Here is a 16,777-nt window from a genome sequence, read left to right as displayed (position 1 = left end):
ATTTCTCTTTTTTAATCAGACTTTTTGGACCATATTTTTGGCATTATTAAAAAGTTCGAAGTTTTTCAGTGGCCTCGAGGAAAGGCATAGGTGAGACACTGAAATGCGTCAGCATGAAGGGGCTCACCAGCCGCCCGTGGAAAGCGAAGTATATTTCCCAGAGCGGTCGCCGAAGTAACTTATCCTAGTTCGCAGTTTATACACTTTATGAAATAACAAAATTTCAAAAAACGAAAACTTTTTCAACTTGAGAAAGGTATATATAGTATAGAACGATTTATAAAGGGGGGTATTGCTTTTGGTTGATCAGGAAATAAGACTCATCAAAAAGATAAAAAAGGGGAATCAGCAGGCTTTCAAAAAACTGTATGACATTTATGCTGATTATTCACTTCGAACGGCATATGCAATTACAAATAATAATAGTGACGCATCAGATATTGTACAGGAAACATTTATTAAGGTTTATCGGAATATTGATTCTTTTGATATTAAAAAACCCTTCCAACCATGGTTTTACCAGATTTTAGTTAATGAAAGCAGAAGATATATGAAAAAAAAGTCCAAAGAAGCAATAAGTATGGAGAATGAACGACTGCTAGACCGCCTGAATCATCAAATAGAAGAAGAAAGAGACTTCGAACAGCTGGAATCAGCAATGGAACAGCTTGATGAACATCACCGCACTGTCCTGATTTTAAAGTATTTAAACGGATTTTCAGAGAAAGACATTGCTGAAGTCCTTGAATTGAATGTGAATACAGTGAAATCAAGGCTTTACAAAGCAAGACAACAACTAAAAGCGGTTATTGGGGGTGTTGCAGATGAGTAGAAACAAATTGAATAAAAGAATAGAACAATTATTTAAAAGGCGTACAAAAGATGCGGTCAATCTTAAGAATGAAACTTGGAATAAAATCGATAGCGAATTATTCTCATCCGCACCCGATATAACAAAAAACAAGAAGCGTAGAGGAAAGAGACTTGTGATTGCAGGGATGAGCATTGCGGCAATTATAGCTATCTTGTTTTTCGGAATAAATACAGAACCTGGGCAGGCCATGTTTCACGGTTTGAAGGATATGTTTATTGAAGAAAAACAGGAAGAAATCGAATTGGAAGGTCAAAAAGAAGACACGAATGTGCAACTCGAAACCAATGAGGAATTGCGCTATGTCATCTATGTCGATGAGGACCGCTATAAAATGGTTGAAGGGGAAACGAGCGATCGAATCGAAACCTTAGAACCGCTACCAGAGCAATTTCCAGAGGTATATATGGAAATTATACGTATGGATGATACAACAACGGAAGAAGTAGTTGCGGCAATTAAACAGGAGATTGATAACGATAAGGACATGGAATTCCACAGAGAAGAATCGGTAACGGAGCCAATTGAAGCCGAAATGGTTCAAGGTATGGGACCTGAGTATACAAATGAATTCGGAAAAACGGGTCATCAATGGGATACACCCGTTCATAGATATTACGTAACAGATGAAGATGAGGGTCAAGTATTTGTTATCAAGCAAGTATACTTCCTGGAGGCAGCAGAAGGGCATGGAGCAAGATTTCATTATATGTTGGAGAGCTTTCAAGTAGTTAAATAAAATATGGAAGGTGAAAAATGCGATGTGTGGTTTTTTAGGAGTATTACTGAAAGAACAGGTCCAATTTAATGAGGACCATTTAAACGATATTAAAGTAGCGAACGATTTAATGAAACATCGGGGGCCGGATGATGTTGGTTTCTACCATGATTCACACATAGCACTCGCTTTCCGGAGATTGAGTATTATCGATGTTGAGGGTGGACATCAGCCTTTTCACTTTGGGGAAGATCGCTATAAGATGGTTTTCAATGGGGAGATTTATAACTATGTACAGATCAGAGAGCAGTTAATGAATAAAGGCCATACTTTTCATACAGATTCGGACACGGAAGTTGCAGCGAACTTGTTTTTAGATGAAGGAGTAGGTGCCTTTTCAACCCTCAGAGGAATGTTTGCCATTATAATTTGGGACAACAAGGAGAGAAAACTGTATGGAGCGCGCGATTCATTTGGCATAAAACCATTTTATTATTTAGAAAATGAAAATGAAATGATTTTTGCATCAGAAAAGAAAAGCATTTCACATTTAACGCAAGCAGACACAGTCGATACAAACGCTCTCCAGCACTATATGTCTTTTCAATATGTCCCTGACCCACTAACAATAACAGAACATGTAAAGAAATTACCTGCAGGACATTATTTTGTGAAGAACTGGGGAGAGCCGGTTACAATTAGGTCCTATTTTCAAGCGCAATTTCATACCGTTTTTGGTAATGAAAGTCAGATTGTGAAGCGAGTAAAAGAAGTCATGCTCGATTCAGTGAAATTACATTTGCAAAGTGATGTTCCGGTAGGGTCTTTTCTATCTGGAGGTATTGATTCCACGTTGTTAGTAGGAATGGCAAAGCAATTTCAACCGGATATCAAAACATTTTCCGTAGGATTTGAAGACCAGGGCTACTCGGAAGTTGATCTTGCCAAAAGAAGTGCCGAGGAGCTTAATGTGGAAAATATTTCCTGCACAATTTCACCAGAAGAGTTCGTTGAGAGTCTACCTGAAATCATGTGGCATATGGATGATCCTTTAGCCGACCCAGCATGTGTCCCACTCTATTTCGTAGCAAGAGAAGCAAGAAAGCATGTGAAAGTAGTACTTTCGGGTGAAGGTGCTGATGAATTATTTGGTGGATACAATATTTATCGCGAACCCGAATCACTAAAGTATTTTAACTACATGCCAATACGGTTACTTCAGGCGATTCATCGCGTTGCAGCAATGCTGCCGGAAGGAATGAAAGGAAAAAGTTTCTTGGAGAGGGGAACAACCCCATTGCGGGAGAGGTATATCGGTAATGCAAAGATGTTTGAGGAAAAACAGAAATCGCAATTATTAAGAAACTATGACCCCCGTTTTACGTATCAGTCCCATACTGCTGCGCTCTATAATCAAGTTAAAAACAGACATCCTGTGGAACAGATGCAATATATTGATATGCATACATGGTTGACTGGCGATATACTGCTGAAAGCGGATAAAATGTCGATGGCTAACTCATTGGAGCTCCGTGTCCCATTTTTGGATAAAGAGGTATTTGAAGTTGCAAGCAGAATTCCCGTTGATTATAAGATAGCAAATGGTACAACAAAATCAGTTTTACGAAAAGCGGCAGAAGGATTTGTCCCAGGTCATGTTCTGAACCGTAAAAAGCTCGGTTTTCCTGTACCGATAAAGCATTGGCTAAGGGGGAGTCTATACACGTGGGCGAAAGAACTTATCCTAGCAAGTGCAACAGATTATGTTATTGATAAATCGGTTGTACTTGACCTGCTTAACAGCCATCTAGCCAGGAAAAAAGATTATTCAAGAAAGATATGGACCGTACTAATGTTCATGGTTTGGCATCAAATTTATGTAGAGAAGGTTTATGTATTCGAAGAAGTATCTACAGAAATCCACTTCAAAACATCTTAATATTTAAAAAGTGCGATCTAAATACGGATGGCACTTTTTTATGTTAGTAAGCGGATAAATATGTCATATTTTGCAAGACTAACATATAGAAAGGGGATATGAATGATGGAATTTGACTGGATATGGAAAGCAATCCTCATTGTTTTGGCAGGTACATTCCTGTTGAGATTGGCAGGCAGGAAGTCTATATCTCAAATGACACTGGCACAAACCGTCATCATGATTGGTATTGGTTCCTTATTAATACAACCATTAGCAGGTAAAAGTGTATGGACAACGATAGGAGTAGGGTTTATTTTAATTTTGACTTTGATTTTTATGGAATATATTCAAATTAAAGGTAATATTTTTGAAAGAATACTTACCGGAAATGCAAAAGTTCTGATTGAAAAGGGGATATTACAAGAAAAAAATCTGAAAAAGCTTAGATTTACAGTTGATCAATTGGAAATGAACCTCAGACAGGAGAATATCTCGAAAGTCAGTGATGTGGAATGGGCAACACTTGAACCAAACGGAAGGATCGGTTTTATATTAAAACAAGAAGCACAGCCTGTGACGAAAAAGGAATTTCAGGAACTTACCCAATTAATGGCGGAAGTTATTGGAGAATTTCACCCAGATAAGGCTAGAGCCGGCGAAATCCTGCAAAAGTTAAACAGCCAACCTGTACTTGCAAGTGAACAGGAGAATCTATTTGCTGAGGTGAAGCGGACGCATCATAAAAATAATCCCCCGAAGCATTTACGTTAGCCACGGCGTCATAGTAGGTTAATGATAGTCGTTAAGGGGACAACACAGTACATAACGCTAATAGGGAGGCTTTTATATGGAACAAAATGATAAACAGGATACGTATATGCCAATGACGTCCATAAAAAGTGGAAAGCTCACACAAGTAGCAGAGCATGTCCATTGCTTTACCAACCAGATTGTGAACCTGTACTTTGTAGGACAGGCAGAAAATTGGGTGCTTGTTGATGCTGGAATGCCAAAATCCTACAATAAAATTATGGAGCAGGCGGAAACACTCTTCGGAGAAAATACCAAACCAAAAGCGTTAATCTTAACACATGGGCATTTTGACCATGTTGGTACAGCAGAAGAACTAGTGGAAAAATGGAATATTCCTGTATTTGCTCATCCGCTGGAGCTTCCTTTTCTGACAGGAGAAGAAAGCTATTCGTATCCGGATCCAAGTGTTGAAGGTGGAATGGTTGCTAAGATTTCCGACTTATTTCCGGAGGAACCAATCTATTTAGATGGGAATATTTCACCATTACCTGAAGATGGGACAGTGCCTGGCATGCCAGGATGGAAATGGCTGCATACACCTGGTCATACGCCGGGGCATGTATCTTTTTTCCGTGAATCAGACAAAACCCTACTAGCAGGAGATGCTTTTATAACAGTGAAGCAGGACGAATTACTAAAGGTAGTGATGCAAACTAAAGAAGTGAATGGTCCACCCAGGTATTATACACCTGACTGGGATGCTTCAGAAATTTCCGTTCAAAAGCTTGCGGCTATACATCCAAAAGCTGCAGGGACTGGCCATGGTATACCAATGTTTGGCGATGAATTGACGGCAGGACTTCAGAAACTCGTTCGCAATTTTAAGACTATCGCAGTCCCGGATTATGGGAAATATGTAGAAGGTCAGGCAAAAGACGAATAATTTTTAGGGATGGTGTTATCATAAACCATCTCTTTTATTTATACATAGGTACTAAGTAATAGTGGAACTTTTTGGAAGATTGCTTAAAACAACATTTCTGGACTAAAAAAGTTATCGCAAATGAATAAATAGTATGATATAATCACGTTTAAATATTTAGAAAACAATTATCGTCGAATAGGGGGAAATAAACGTGAAAAAATTATTAATTTTAATGGTAGCTGTTGCTATCATCACATTGGCAGCTTGTGGCTCTGATGATGAAGCTGACAGCGGATCTTCAGAAGGTGGAGATACATATAAAGTTGGTGCGACACAGATTGTGGAACATCCTTCTCTTGATGCAGCCTACGAAGGATTTAAAGATGCTTTGGCAGATGCAGGTCTTGAGGTGGAATATGATTTCCAAAGTGCCCAGAATGATCAGAACAATGTTAAACCAATTTCTGATGGATTTGTAGCAGATGATGTTGACTTAATTTTTGCGAACTCAACGCCAAGTGCGCTTGGTGCGCTACAGGCAACGAGTGATATTCCAATTGTTTTCACATCTGTTACAGATGCTGTAGATGCAGGTCTAGTACCATCAATGGATGAAGCTGGGGAAAATATTACTGGTGTCGTTGACCTCCATCCAGAACAAATTGATGCAACCGTGGAATTTATTAATACTTATTTCGAAGGTGCAACGATTGGTATGGTCTACAACGCTGGTGAACAAAACTCTGTTTCCCAAGTTGAATCCGTAAAAGCAGCAGCTGAGGAACAAGGGTTGGAAGTAGTTGAGCGTACTGTAGCCAATTCTGCGGAAGTACAACAGGCAGCAACAACACTTGTCGGTGAGGCAGATGTATTCTACATCATTACGGATAATACGGTAGTATCTGCTTTGGATAGTGTAGTTGGAGTTGCAAATGACCAGGATATTCCACTAATTGTGGGTGAGCCTGATTCACTAGCTGGTGGTGGTTTTGCCACATTTGGCATCGATTACCATACAATTGGTTACCGTACTGGAGAAATGGCAGTAGAAATCTTGACAGGTGAGATGTCACCAAGTGATTTCCCTGCTGAGTATCCACCGGAAATTCAATTATTTATGAATAAGCAAGCTGCAGAAGAACAAGGTATCGAGTGGAATTCTGAATGGGACGATCAGGCACAATTTGTAGAGCAATAATCTTGTTGGGGCCGGGTATTTATCTTATCTGGCTCCTTTAATATTCACTGAAGCAATCTATATCTTTTATACATACTTTACTTAGACGTAGCGGGAGGAAAGAATTATGTTTATATCAATGTTCGGTGCTGTGGAATCAGGAGTTATTTATGCCATTATGGCTTTAGGCGTTTACTTAACCTTCCGTGTATTAGATTTTCCTGATCTGACAGTAGATGGAAGCTTTGTTACAGGAGCGGCAGTAGCAGCTCTATCCATTGTAAATGGCGTCCCTCCAGTGCTTGCAACATTGTTTGCATTGCTTGCTGGATTTATTGCGGGATGTATAACTGGTTTATTACATACAAAAGGTAAAGTGAATGCACTGCTTGCAGGGATCTTGATGATGACTGCCCTCTATTCAATTAACCTCAGAATTTTGGGTCAGCCTACATTATCCATGCTTAATGAAACGACAGTATTTAATCAGCTGAATTCCATTTGGACGATGACTGGAATAGATGATGTGTTAAATGGGCTTCTTGCCGCATTCGGATTAGATCGATTCCCGAATACATGGGGAATCGTATTGATTATGCTCATTGTTACCATTGCCATTAAGCTGATTACAGACTTTTACTTGAAAACGGAAGTAGGGTTGGCGTTAAGAGCAATTGGGGACAATAAAAAGATGATCCGAAGTCTCTCAGCTAATACAGATAACCTAACGATTGTCGGTGTTGGATTGTCGAATGGGCTTGTGGCACTTTCTGGTGCGTTAATCGGTCAGCTCGGGGGATTTGCAGACGTAAATATGGGTATTGGAATGATCGTCATTGGTCTGGCATCCGTTATTATCGGTGAAGCTCTCTTTGGTACAAAAACAATCGCTAGAGCAACATTGGCAGTCATCGGCGGAGCGATCATCTATCGTATGATTGTTACGCTTGCACTTCGAGTAGACTTTCTCGAGACAGGCGATATGAAATTGATCACGGCAATTATTGTTATTATTGCATTAGTAGGCCCAAGAATATTTCACGCGAGAAAAGAAAAGAAACGAAGACTTCTAAAACGTCAGCAGCTTAGTGCTCAGTCAGGAGGGAAAAATCATGCTTAATATCGCTAATATTTCCGTAACGTTTAACGAAGGTACGCTGGATGAGAAAAAAGCATTAAACGGTATAAATTTGAAAATGCAACAAGGAGACTTTGTAACGGTCATCGGTAGTAATGGTGCAGGTAAATCAACATTGATGAATGTGATTTCCGGTAACATTCAGCCTGATGTTGGAGATGTTATCATTGACGGGAAACAAGTGGTTCACCTGCCGGAATACAAAAGATCTGCATTTATCGGCAGGGTTTTCCAGGACCCAATGGCAGGAACAGCGCCATCCATGACAATTGAAGAAAATCTTGCGATGGCCTACGCACGTAACAAAAAAAGAAAATTAAAATCTGGAGTAACGAAGAAAAGAAAAGATTTGTTTCGGGAACAGTTAAAAACATTGAATCTTGGATTGGAAGACCGTCTATCCGCCAAGGTTGGTTTGCTGTCGGGTGGTGAAAGACAGGCACTCTCGTTATTAATGGCGACATTTACCCAACCGAATATCCTCCTGCTTGATGAGCATACGGCAGCATTGGATCCGTCCCGTGCAGAATTGATAACATCACTAACTGAAAAAGTAGTCCGGGAATCTGGCCTAACGACGTTAATGGTGACGCATAATATGCAACAGGCCTTGGATCTTGGAAACAGATTAATTATGATGGATAAAGGTCAAATTATATTTGAAGCACAAGGAGAAGCCAAACAGGAACTCACTGTAAAAGATCTTTTGAATGAGTTCCAGCGTATACGTGGCGAACAGTTTGAAGACGATCGGGTAGTTTTGGGATAATTATGTTGATAAATAATGTTAAACAAATACACACGCGGTATGTTAAAAATGCGTGTGTATTTTTATATTACAGTTTTATTAGGTTGACCCTTAAAAACTCTATCAATCTAGAAATGAACGATAGAAAAAGATTGCATAAGTAATATCATTATGCTACTCTTAACACTAGATATTGACTTATCAGAATTTAAAAATACTATATATTGTATATAAAGTTAAGGTGACATAACATTATTTGTCTTAAAAGGGAACTCGGTTAGATTCCGGGACTGTCCCCGCAACTGTAAGTGTGGATGAACGAGAATTCCACTATATTGTTCGTTTAACGGCAGCAATATGGGAAGGACTCTAGTAAAACGATACACAAGTCAGGAGACCTGCCTTCAACTTTGAGTTTCACTTCTCCGGGAAGAGAGATTATGGGATGATAGGAATACAAACTATTTCTGTCGTTTTATAGTCGTTCATCCTTTGGGGAAGGACGGCTTTTTCATTGTACATATAGATATAAGGAGGTAGATCTGATGGTTACAGGTACCATTAACCAACAGGACAAAATTTTACAGACGATTAACGAATCTACGAAAGGACTATCCGTAGAAGTAAACCAATTGATGGAGAAAGCAATGAAAACAATCAATCAGGATACACCAGAAGAAAAAGCAATGGATATCCTTATAAAAATAGCCTTGGAAAACATCGATGAGTCGAATCCAGACTGGACGTTTTCGGCAGCAAGAATTTATTTGAAGGAGCTTTATCGTAAGGCAGCGGCCAATCGAAGCTATAGCGAGGATTCTCGTTATGGATCGCTGTATCATTTGGTGCAAATGTTAACCGATAAAGGGATATATGCACCAAACCTTTACTCCAAATACTCGAAAACAGAAATGGATCTTTTTGAGAAGTTAATTCAACCAGATCGAGATTATCTATTTAACTACTTAGGTATCTATACAATTGCAACGCGTTATCTGGCAACAGATCATAACAAACAGATTTATGAACTTCCCCAGGAACGCTGGATGGTCATAGCGATGTATTTAATGCAGGATGAAGACTTGGCAAAGCGCTCCAAACTGGTGGAGGAAGCTTATTGGGCTTTAAGTAATCTGTATATGACAGTGGCAACGCCAACACTTACAAATGCAGGAAAGACACATGGACAGTTATCCAGCTGCTTTATTGATACGGTGGATGACAGCCTGCAATCGATCTATGACAGCAATACCGATATCGCCAAGCTCTCCAAAAACGGCGGGGGCATAGGTGTCTATATGGGGAAAATACGTGCCAGAGGGAGCTCTATTAAAGGATTTAAAGGAATGTCCAGTGGCGTAGTTCCGTGGATTAAGCAATTAAACAATACAGCGGTAAGTGTTGACCAGCTTGGTACGAGAAAAGGTGCAATTGCCATCTATCTAGATGTTTGGCACAAAGATATCGAATCATTTCTGGACTTGAAGCTGAATAATGGCGATGATCGCATGCGCGCGCATGATATTTTCACGGGTATATGTTTACCGGATTATTTTATGGAAAAGGTCGATAAACGGGAAGATTGGTATTTATTCGATCCTCACGAAGTACGCCAGGTGATGGGATTTTCGCTGGAGGATTTTTATGATGAGGAAAAAGGAAATGGCGAATGGCGGAGGAAATATGAAGCTTGTGTACAATCGGATGCGCTATCCCGAAAGAAGATAGCTGCCATAGATATTATGAAGCGGATTATGAAGTCACAGCTTGAGTCAGGAACTCCGTTTATGTTTTACCGAGATGAAGTTAATAGACAGAACAGCAATTCACATAATGGAATGATTTATTGTTCCAATTTATGTACTGAAATTACCCAAAATCAGTCCCCGACTCAATTTGTAGAGGAATTTCTTGAAAACGAAAATACCATTATTAAAAAGTATCAAGCAGGTGATTATGTTGTTTGTAATTTAAGTTCGATAAATCTTGGAAAAGCAGTTCCGGATAATGTGTTGGATCGTCTGATAAAAATCCAAGTACGTATGCTTGATAATGTGATTGATATCAACACATTACCGATAAAACAAGCAGAACTGACGAATAAAAAGTACCGTGCAATCGGACTGGGTACGTTTGGCTGGCATCATCTTCTTGCCCTTGAAAATATAAAATGGGAAACAGAAGATGCAGTTAATTATGCTGATGAACTGTATGAAAAGGTTGCCTTTCTAACGATAAAAAATAGTATGGAACTGAGTAAGGAAAAAGGGAGTTATCCGGCATTTGAAGGTAGTAAGTGGAGTACGGGTGCTTACTTTACGGAAAAGGGTTATCGAAGTGAAGCTTGGGTCGCTCTTTGGGCAGATGTTGCCATGCATGGCATGCGTAATGGCTATTTAATGGCTATTGCTCCGAACTCAACGACCGCAATGATTGCAGGGTCCACCGCAAGCATTGATCCGATTTTTAATGTATTTTACAATGAGGAGAAAAAGGACTTTAAGATTCCGGTAACAGCACCAGACTTAAATCATCATACGTACGATATTTACCGCCGTTCCGCTTATATTGTCGATCAGCGCTGGTCGATTAAGCAGAATGCCGTCAGACAGAAACATATTGACCAAAGTATTTCATTTAACTTTTATGTACCAAATACCATTCGAGCATCAGTTTTACTCGATCTTCATCTCCAGGCATGGCGGGAAGGGCTGAAGACCACGTATTATGTACGGTCAACATCCAACGATGTCGAAGAATGTGAGTGGTGTGAAAGTTGAAGGCTCTTATAGCATATGTATCCTATAGTGGGAACACAAAAGAGGTCGCTGAAATCGTGGAAAAGAAATTAAAAGACGAAGGTGTCACTGTGGATAATCACCGAATTGGTATTGACGCACCCATTCATCCGGAGTGCTACGATTATTTTTTTATTGGAACATTTACATGGGAAATGGGGAAAACACCCGATGAAATAAAGGATTTTGTCCTTGAAGTTGGATATAAACCAGACAATATAGCGGTATTTGGTACGGGTGATACCCAATTCGGTGGAGACGAATTGTTTTGCAAAGCTGTGGATAAATTGTGGAAATTTTACGAAAGTAAGTGGAGCGGTTTGAAAATTGAGCAGTCTCCAAGGGGAAGTCAGGAACAAAAAGTGGAATCGTGGGTGGAAGGAGTGTTGCAGCATGCCAAGAGCTTTGCTTGAAAAGGCGAAAACATTGGAACCATTAAATCCGAACAAGTCAACCGCCCTATTTGGTGGGAAATCGAGTGGAATTCTCAACTGGAATGATATTGCTTATCCACATTGGCATAAAATGTATAAGCGATTAGTCGGGAATTATTGGCAGGCGGATGAGGTCAATATGTCTAGTGATGTAAAGCAGTTTTCATCCTTGACTGTTGAAGAACGCGAAGCATATCTCAAAATAATCGGCCTGTTATCCACATTGGATGCACCACAAACGAGAACAGCGTTGTTGATATCTTTATATGCCACAGATCCTGCTGTTCAGTCGATCATGGCGGTCATCGCACAACAGGAAGCCGTGCATAATGAGAGTTATTCCTATGTGTTATCCTCTGTTGTTTCACTGGACGAACAAAATAAAGCATTCCAGCTTGGGAGAACAGATAAAGTGTTGCTGAAGCGAAATGCCAATCTGGTGGAGCAATATAATAACTTTGTGGATAACCCAACAATGGAAAATATTTTAAAAACATTGGTATACACATCCTTATTGGAAGGAATGTTTTTCTATTCCGGTTTTGCCTTTTTCTATAATCTGGCACGGCAAAATAAAATGGTCGGTACCTCAACCATGATCAGTTATATTAATCGGGATGAACTGGAACATGGCCGCTTTATCGCGGAATTGTTTCGAGCTACACTCGCAGAAAATCCAGAATACAATACCGAGGAATTTACCAATTGGGTATATACTCATTTTCAAGAATCAGTTGTTTTGGAAATCGAGTGGTCCAATTATGTTTTGGAAGACGTAGACGGAATTGATCTGGATGAAATGGCTGGTTATATTAAATATCGTGCCAATAAGATGCTGCGAATGATGGGATTAAGTGAGGTTTATCCAGAACATGTGGATAACCCGATGAAATGGATTCGTGCCTATGTGGATAATTTCGACGGAACAAAGACCGATTTTTTTGAACAGAAGTCACGGCAATATACGAAGACGAGTGATTTAAATGGATTTGATGATCTGTAATCTAATGTAACCAAAATAATAAGCGGCATGGAGCTTAGGAATTTATTCTAAGCCTCATGCCGCTTTCAATTCTAAATTTCATTCAGTAATACAACGTCACCTGTAACAGCATTTACACCATATTCACAATCGATTTTTCCGCATAAAATATAGCGGTTTTGCCTTTTATCAAATACATATACTGGTGTGATTTCAATATGCTCACGTAATTTTTCAAATGCTTCCTCTTTAGTAAGCTTTGGATCTTCAGCTTTTTCGAAATGCTCAAACATATCCAAGATGATGCTATTGTCTGTATAGTTAACAGGCTGGTAATTTTTCTCATCAATGATGAGTTTAATTTTCCGATCGATCACACGGGCATCGGGTGCAGCTGGTTTTAGTTGAGCAAAAATATACCCCTTTTCGCGCCATAAGCCTGTTAACTTCCATTTTCCGCTATCATTAGGGAATTCACTTCGGAGGAAATCTCTGCTAGCTCTCTGGGCATGTTGCTGATCATCCATTGTTAATACCTCATTGGCTGGAGCCTTCTCAACATTAAAAACTTCTTCAAGTGTTGCTTCCAATGAAAGATCAATTTCTCGTTTTGAAAATCTTTCTTGAATTGGCTCCTGCCATTCCAGAAGAACATCTTTTTGTTTAAAGGATCTTGGACTCTCTACTTCTTCAAATGAAATCGTGCGCTTTCCATCATTCGTTACAAAAACCGTTGCGGTCCCGAAAATTGGCTCCCATTTTTCTTCGTTTTCAAGTGGGATTTCGAGCAATTTGCTTTGCGACTTTACGATTGGGCCAATTTGTTCTGCTGTTAATGCAAATGGCTCCCAGTTCAGCTGATCTTCATTTGGAAAGATTCCATCGACGGAAAACAAGGACAGCTTTCCTTCCTCATTATGTTCAATTTCAATGGACCCGGAAGGAAATACGGCTACATTATCAACTGCTGCCTGGAAGAGGAGTTCTTTTTCTTCTTCATGGATCAGCTTAAATTGCCTGCCAAACTCCAGTCCCGTCTCTTTTTCGATCCATTCGATAGCAAGTTCCGTACTTGCCGCTGGAGGGAAATGAGCATCGGTTTTGTTTTCCCCATTAACAAAGATAATTCGTTTTACCAATTTAGAGTGAAGGTCCACATCAATGCTGGCAGTACCGGAAGGATTGTAGTCTTCATCGGTTTCATCGGCATCTTTCGGAAACCACTCCATATTTAAAATATAGGATGGTTCCTGCATGTTCGATTGTTCCTGAAAGATATGATGCCTTTTCAAAAAATAATGATCAAGATGAAACGTTTCAGCTGTTAAGTCAATAATTTCCTGCAATTTTTCATTCATGTCCAAACCTCGCTTATAGAATTAATGCCTATAGTATAACATAGCACTGTCACTCCTCAAATTCGACAATAAATGACAAAATTCGGGGAGTGACAGGCACCTAGTGAAAGTATTCGATTAGGGCGTTGGTGATTGCTTTTGCGACTTGATTTTGATATTCTGCTGTTTGGATAATAGCGAGGTCATTAGGATTGGAGATGAATCCTAATTCTACCAAAACAGATGGAGCCGTTGTACTACGTAAAACGCGATAATTTCCTTGCATCAGACCACGGTTGTTCAGATTAACGGATGAAGCTAAGGTCGATTGGATATTTTGTGCCAGTTTGCGATCGGTGTCATTGGCATAATATGTACTTACTCCTTTTACCGATAGAGCAGGGTAAGAATCAAAATGAAGACTTATAAATGCATCCGTATGATTGGCGTTACTAATATTTACGCGCTTATTTAGAGAAACATAATAATCACCAGAACGAGTGTTTATCACATTTGCTCCTGCATCTCGTAATTGACTTTCTACTTTAGTTGCAGTGGAGGATACTAAATCTTTTTCATATATTCCTCCAAGCCCAATCGCACCGGGATCATTTCCTCCATGACCGGGGTCAAGCACGATCGTATAGCCTTCCAATGAACGATTGGAGGCAGGTTTGCTATCATTGCTGCTTGTATTGGTAGTTAAAGATGCAACTTGACTCTTAGAGGAATGATTAGAATCTGTTAACCATGCTGCAATCCATCCAGTAGAGCCATTTCCCAAATTAACGTTATGCCAATCTCCTGAAGTTTCTACTAAGTTGTATGTATCACCTGATCTTGTTGAATCGATAATGGAATAATCCATTCCAGGCCCTGAACGAACATTGACACTAGTTGCTGTGACAGTAATCGTCTCAGAGGATGTCTTTGAAACGGTTGGATTATTTTGATGTGTGTTCCCAACTGGAATTAAGTGGTGCTTAGCCACCCAAGCTTCTATTCCCCCATAATAGGTTTGTACCCATCCATGCTGTTCGTTGAATGCCATCACATTATTTCCCTTTTGGAGCAATCCGACTATTTGTGAATCTGCAGCAGGTTCACTACGTACATTCAAAATGGTTGAATTCACTTCATAGGTTTGTCCTTCGTTAGCATAAGCCAAACTCGGTAAAAAAGTAGATAATAAGACAAGAATCCCTATGCCTGCTATTAAGTTTCGAAAGTATTTCATTTGTTCCTCCTCTTAGAATTAAGTCTATTAAATTAATAATAGTAGTTTACCATTGCCCGCACAAGAGAAATTCAAACAATTTTCAACAAAAATCATTAAAATGGACTAGCAATCCAAGAGATATAATTAGAATTAACTATTAAAGGGAAGGACAAAGATAGAGAATAGCTCATATAGGTAAAATAGATGGGGAGAGGTTGATAGAACAGAAGGGGGGATGGAAAGTGATTTTTGCATCCTAAAAGCGTGCTGATAGCATTACTCACCACGCATTTTATAGGATGTTTTTCTCGATTGGATAAAGGGGATAATTGCTGTGGATACTGTTCATTTAATCAGCATGGAAGCAGCTTTTAATGCGGCAGTATCCTTCGTGATTTCTCCAGGTTTGCTTGCCTTACCAATAACATACCCTTCAAAATTCATATTATAAAACTGGCATATATAATTGAATTGCTGGACAAGTGGCAGACCTTTAACCATCGGAGTGTCTCCTCCGACTGCAATCAGATAAACGTGCTTTTTTGATAATTCTTCACGAAAATATTCATAAGTAGGGTCTCTTAATATTTGAGACCAACGATCAATAAAAATTTTCATTGGACCCGACATACTATACCAATAAATGGGTGTGGAAAATACAATTATATCATGGGAAAGCATCTGATCTATAAGTCCTTTGTGATGATCTTCAACGTCATGAAAACCACCTGCATCATGTCGTTGATCAATTATTGGAAGGACATTATAATCACGTAAATAAATATGCGTTCCTTTTTCTCTTGGAACAGCCTGATAAGTTAAAAACTCTGTATTTCCATTAACACGGGTTGAACCGTGAAAGACGATTATCTTCATATTCATCCTCCTTGAAGGTAAAAACTAAAAAGTGCATAAGACTACATATTTCAATCCGTTCATAGAAGTATATGAAACGAAAACCAATAACATGTAAAAATGAATGGTTTTTTCAATGATTTATCGAAAAAAACATATCGGATGGCGGCAAAAGAAAAGGTTTAGAATGCAAAATGGCAGGTACCATGGAGGTACTTGCCATTTTTTTAGCAGTAAAGAAAGTATATCCATATTTCTTTCTGCATAAGTGCAACTAAGGCATCGCCCAAAGGCTTGGCGAATGCCAAGTTTTCTAATAATTCATGATACGTTTAGAAATAAACAATAAAGTTAATCTCAATTTCTGCAGTAAGGTACAAAAATCAGTCCCATACCTCACTTGCAATGATAAGACTAATGGACAGACTAACACAAACAGCAATCACAGCGATAAGCATGAACAATTCCCTCCTACTACGTAAGCAAATCCTACTATACTATTAATTATAGTATACACGACCTTGGAAAGGAATGGTTATAATTTATATGAGGAATTTATTGAGTGTATTCCCCCGTAGTACCTTTCTAATTAATTTAAAGATCAGCATTATCAAAATTATTTAGTACGAATAAGACATCAGAAGGTTTCTTAATATATTCCACTTTTTTTTAGTTCCCTTCGTAAGTTCTTATAATCCTCGCAATCCCAAACGTTCGGAAAGCAGCCTAAAACAGTCGTTTCATGTCCTTAAAGTCATTTCGTTCAAAGAAAAGACACAAATTTGTTTCTAAATTGTGAACTACTTCACAATACTATTTTCAAATGATAGAAACCCTGTTATATTATGAATGTACCAAGGAACACACTTACAATATATTGTGAAACAGTGAACAAGGTTAT

14 protein-coding genes and 1 riboswitch are annotated in these 16,777 nt (G+C 39.0%); of the genes, 11 read left to right on the top strand and 3 right to left on the bottom strand.

Features of this window, described 5'->3' with window-relative positions; all coding sequences use genetic code 11:
- Positions 1-298 precede the first annotated feature (298 nt).
- The 11 genes from ACHABU_RS08155 to ACHABU_RS08105 all read left to right on the top strand — a co-directional run bounded on the left by ACHABU_RS08155 (position 299) and on the right by ACHABU_RS08105 (position 12,486).
- Positions 299-832, top strand: coding sequence for an RNA polymerase sigma factor (locus tag ACHABU_RS08155; RefSeq protein ID WP_435764186.1), 534 nt, complete (start codon positions 299-301; stop codon positions 830-832).
- Positions 825-1,610, top strand: coding sequence for a hypothetical protein (locus ACHABU_RS08150; RefSeq protein WP_435764184.1), 786 nt, complete (start codon positions 825-827; stop codon positions 1,608-1,610). The genes ACHABU_RS08155 and ACHABU_RS08150 overlap by 8 nt, the downstream gene beginning before the upstream one ends.
- A 22-nt stretch (positions 1,611-1,632) precedes the next feature.
- A complete protein-coding gene (gene asnB / locus ACHABU_RS08145) occupies positions 1,633-3,528 on the top strand; it encodes an asparagine synthase (glutamine-hydrolyzing) (protein WP_435764182.1) in 1,896 nt (631 codons plus the stop codon).
- Between the two features lie 105 nt (positions 3,529-3,633).
- Entirely contained in the window at positions 3,634-4,281 is a 648-nt protein-coding gene (locus tag ACHABU_RS08140) for a DUF421 domain-containing protein (protein ID WP_435764214.1), read from the top strand.
- A 76-nt stretch (positions 4,282-4,357) separates the two neighbouring features.
- Positions 4,358-5,206, top strand: a complete 849-nt coding sequence (locus ACHABU_RS08135; RefSeq protein ID WP_435764180.1) for an MBL fold metallo-hydrolase — start codon at positions 4,358-4,360, stop codon at positions 5,204-5,206.
- Between the two features lie 193 nt (positions 5,207-5,399).
- A complete protein-coding gene (locus tag ACHABU_RS08130; RefSeq protein WP_435764178.1) occupies positions 5,400-6,386 on the top strand; it encodes an ABC transporter substrate-binding protein in 987 nt (328 codons plus the stop codon).
- Between the two features lie 106 nt (positions 6,387-6,492).
- Positions 6,493-7,485 carry an ABC transporter permease gene (locus ACHABU_RS08125; RefSeq protein ID WP_435764176.1) on the top strand — a complete coding sequence of 331 codons (993 nt, stop codon included), beginning with the start codon at positions 6,493-6,495 and terminating at the stop codon, positions 7,483-7,485.
- Positions 7,478-8,272 carry an ABC transporter ATP-binding protein gene (locus ACHABU_RS08120; RefSeq protein ID WP_435764174.1) on the top strand — a complete coding sequence of 265 codons (795 nt, stop codon included), beginning with the start codon at positions 7,478-7,480 and terminating at the stop codon, positions 8,270-8,272. Before ACHABU_RS08125 ends, ACHABU_RS08120 begins: the two co-directional genes overlap by 8 nt.
- Before the next feature lie 201 nt (positions 8,273-8,473).
- Positions 8,474-8,671: riboswitch (cobalamin riboswitch) on the top strand.
- A 125-nt stretch (positions 8,672-8,796) separates the two neighbouring features.
- On the top strand, positions 8,797-11,031 hold the full coding sequence (locus ACHABU_RS08115) for a ribonucleoside-diphosphate reductase subunit alpha (protein WP_435764171.1): 2,235 nt from the start codon (positions 8,797-8,799) through the stop codon (positions 11,029-11,031).
- Positions 11,028-11,462, top strand: coding sequence for a flavodoxin (locus ACHABU_RS08110; RefSeq protein WP_435764169.1), 435 nt, complete (start codon positions 11,028-11,030; stop codon positions 11,460-11,462). The genes ACHABU_RS08115 and ACHABU_RS08110 overlap by 4 nt, the downstream gene beginning before the upstream one ends.
- Positions 11,443-12,486 (top strand): ribonucleotide-diphosphate reductase subunit beta, encoded by a 1,044-nt coding sequence (locus tag ACHABU_RS08105; protein ID WP_435764166.1) that lies wholly within the window; start codon positions 11,443-11,445, stop codon positions 12,484-12,486. The genes ACHABU_RS08110 and ACHABU_RS08105 overlap by 20 nt, the downstream gene beginning before the upstream one ends.
- A 71-nt stretch (positions 12,487-12,557) precedes the next feature.
- Here ACHABU_RS08105 and ACHABU_RS08100 read toward each other — a convergent pair whose 3' ends face one another.
- The 3 genes from ACHABU_RS08100 to ACHABU_RS08090 all read right to left on the bottom strand — a co-directional run bounded on the left by ACHABU_RS08100 (position 12,558) and on the right by ACHABU_RS08090 (position 15,897).
- Positions 12,558-13,823: a hypothetical protein gene (locus ACHABU_RS08100; protein ID WP_435764163.1), complete on the bottom strand. Its 1,266-nt coding sequence runs from the start codon at positions 13,821-13,823 to the stop codon at positions 12,558-12,560.
- A 100-nt stretch (positions 13,824-13,923) separates the two neighbouring features.
- On the bottom strand, positions 13,924-15,039 hold the full coding sequence (locus ACHABU_RS08095) for an N-acetylmuramoyl-L-alanine amidase (RefSeq protein ID WP_435764161.1): 1,116 nt from the start codon (positions 15,037-15,039) through the stop codon (positions 13,924-13,926).
- A 327-nt stretch (positions 15,040-15,366) separates the two neighbouring features.
- Positions 15,367-15,897 carry a flavodoxin family protein gene (locus ACHABU_RS08090; RefSeq protein ID WP_435764158.1) on the bottom strand — a complete coding sequence of 177 codons (531 nt, stop codon included), beginning with the start codon at positions 15,895-15,897 and terminating at the stop codon, positions 15,367-15,369.
- Between the last annotated feature and the right edge of the window lie 880 nt (positions 15,898-16,777).

It is taken from the genome of Oceanobacillus sp. CF4.6, from assembly GCF_051262635.1.
Classification (GTDB): Bacteria; Bacillota; Bacilli; order Bacillales; family Amphibacillaceae; genus Oceanobacillus.
This window is presented reverse-complemented; position numbering and strand designations above follow the sequence as displayed.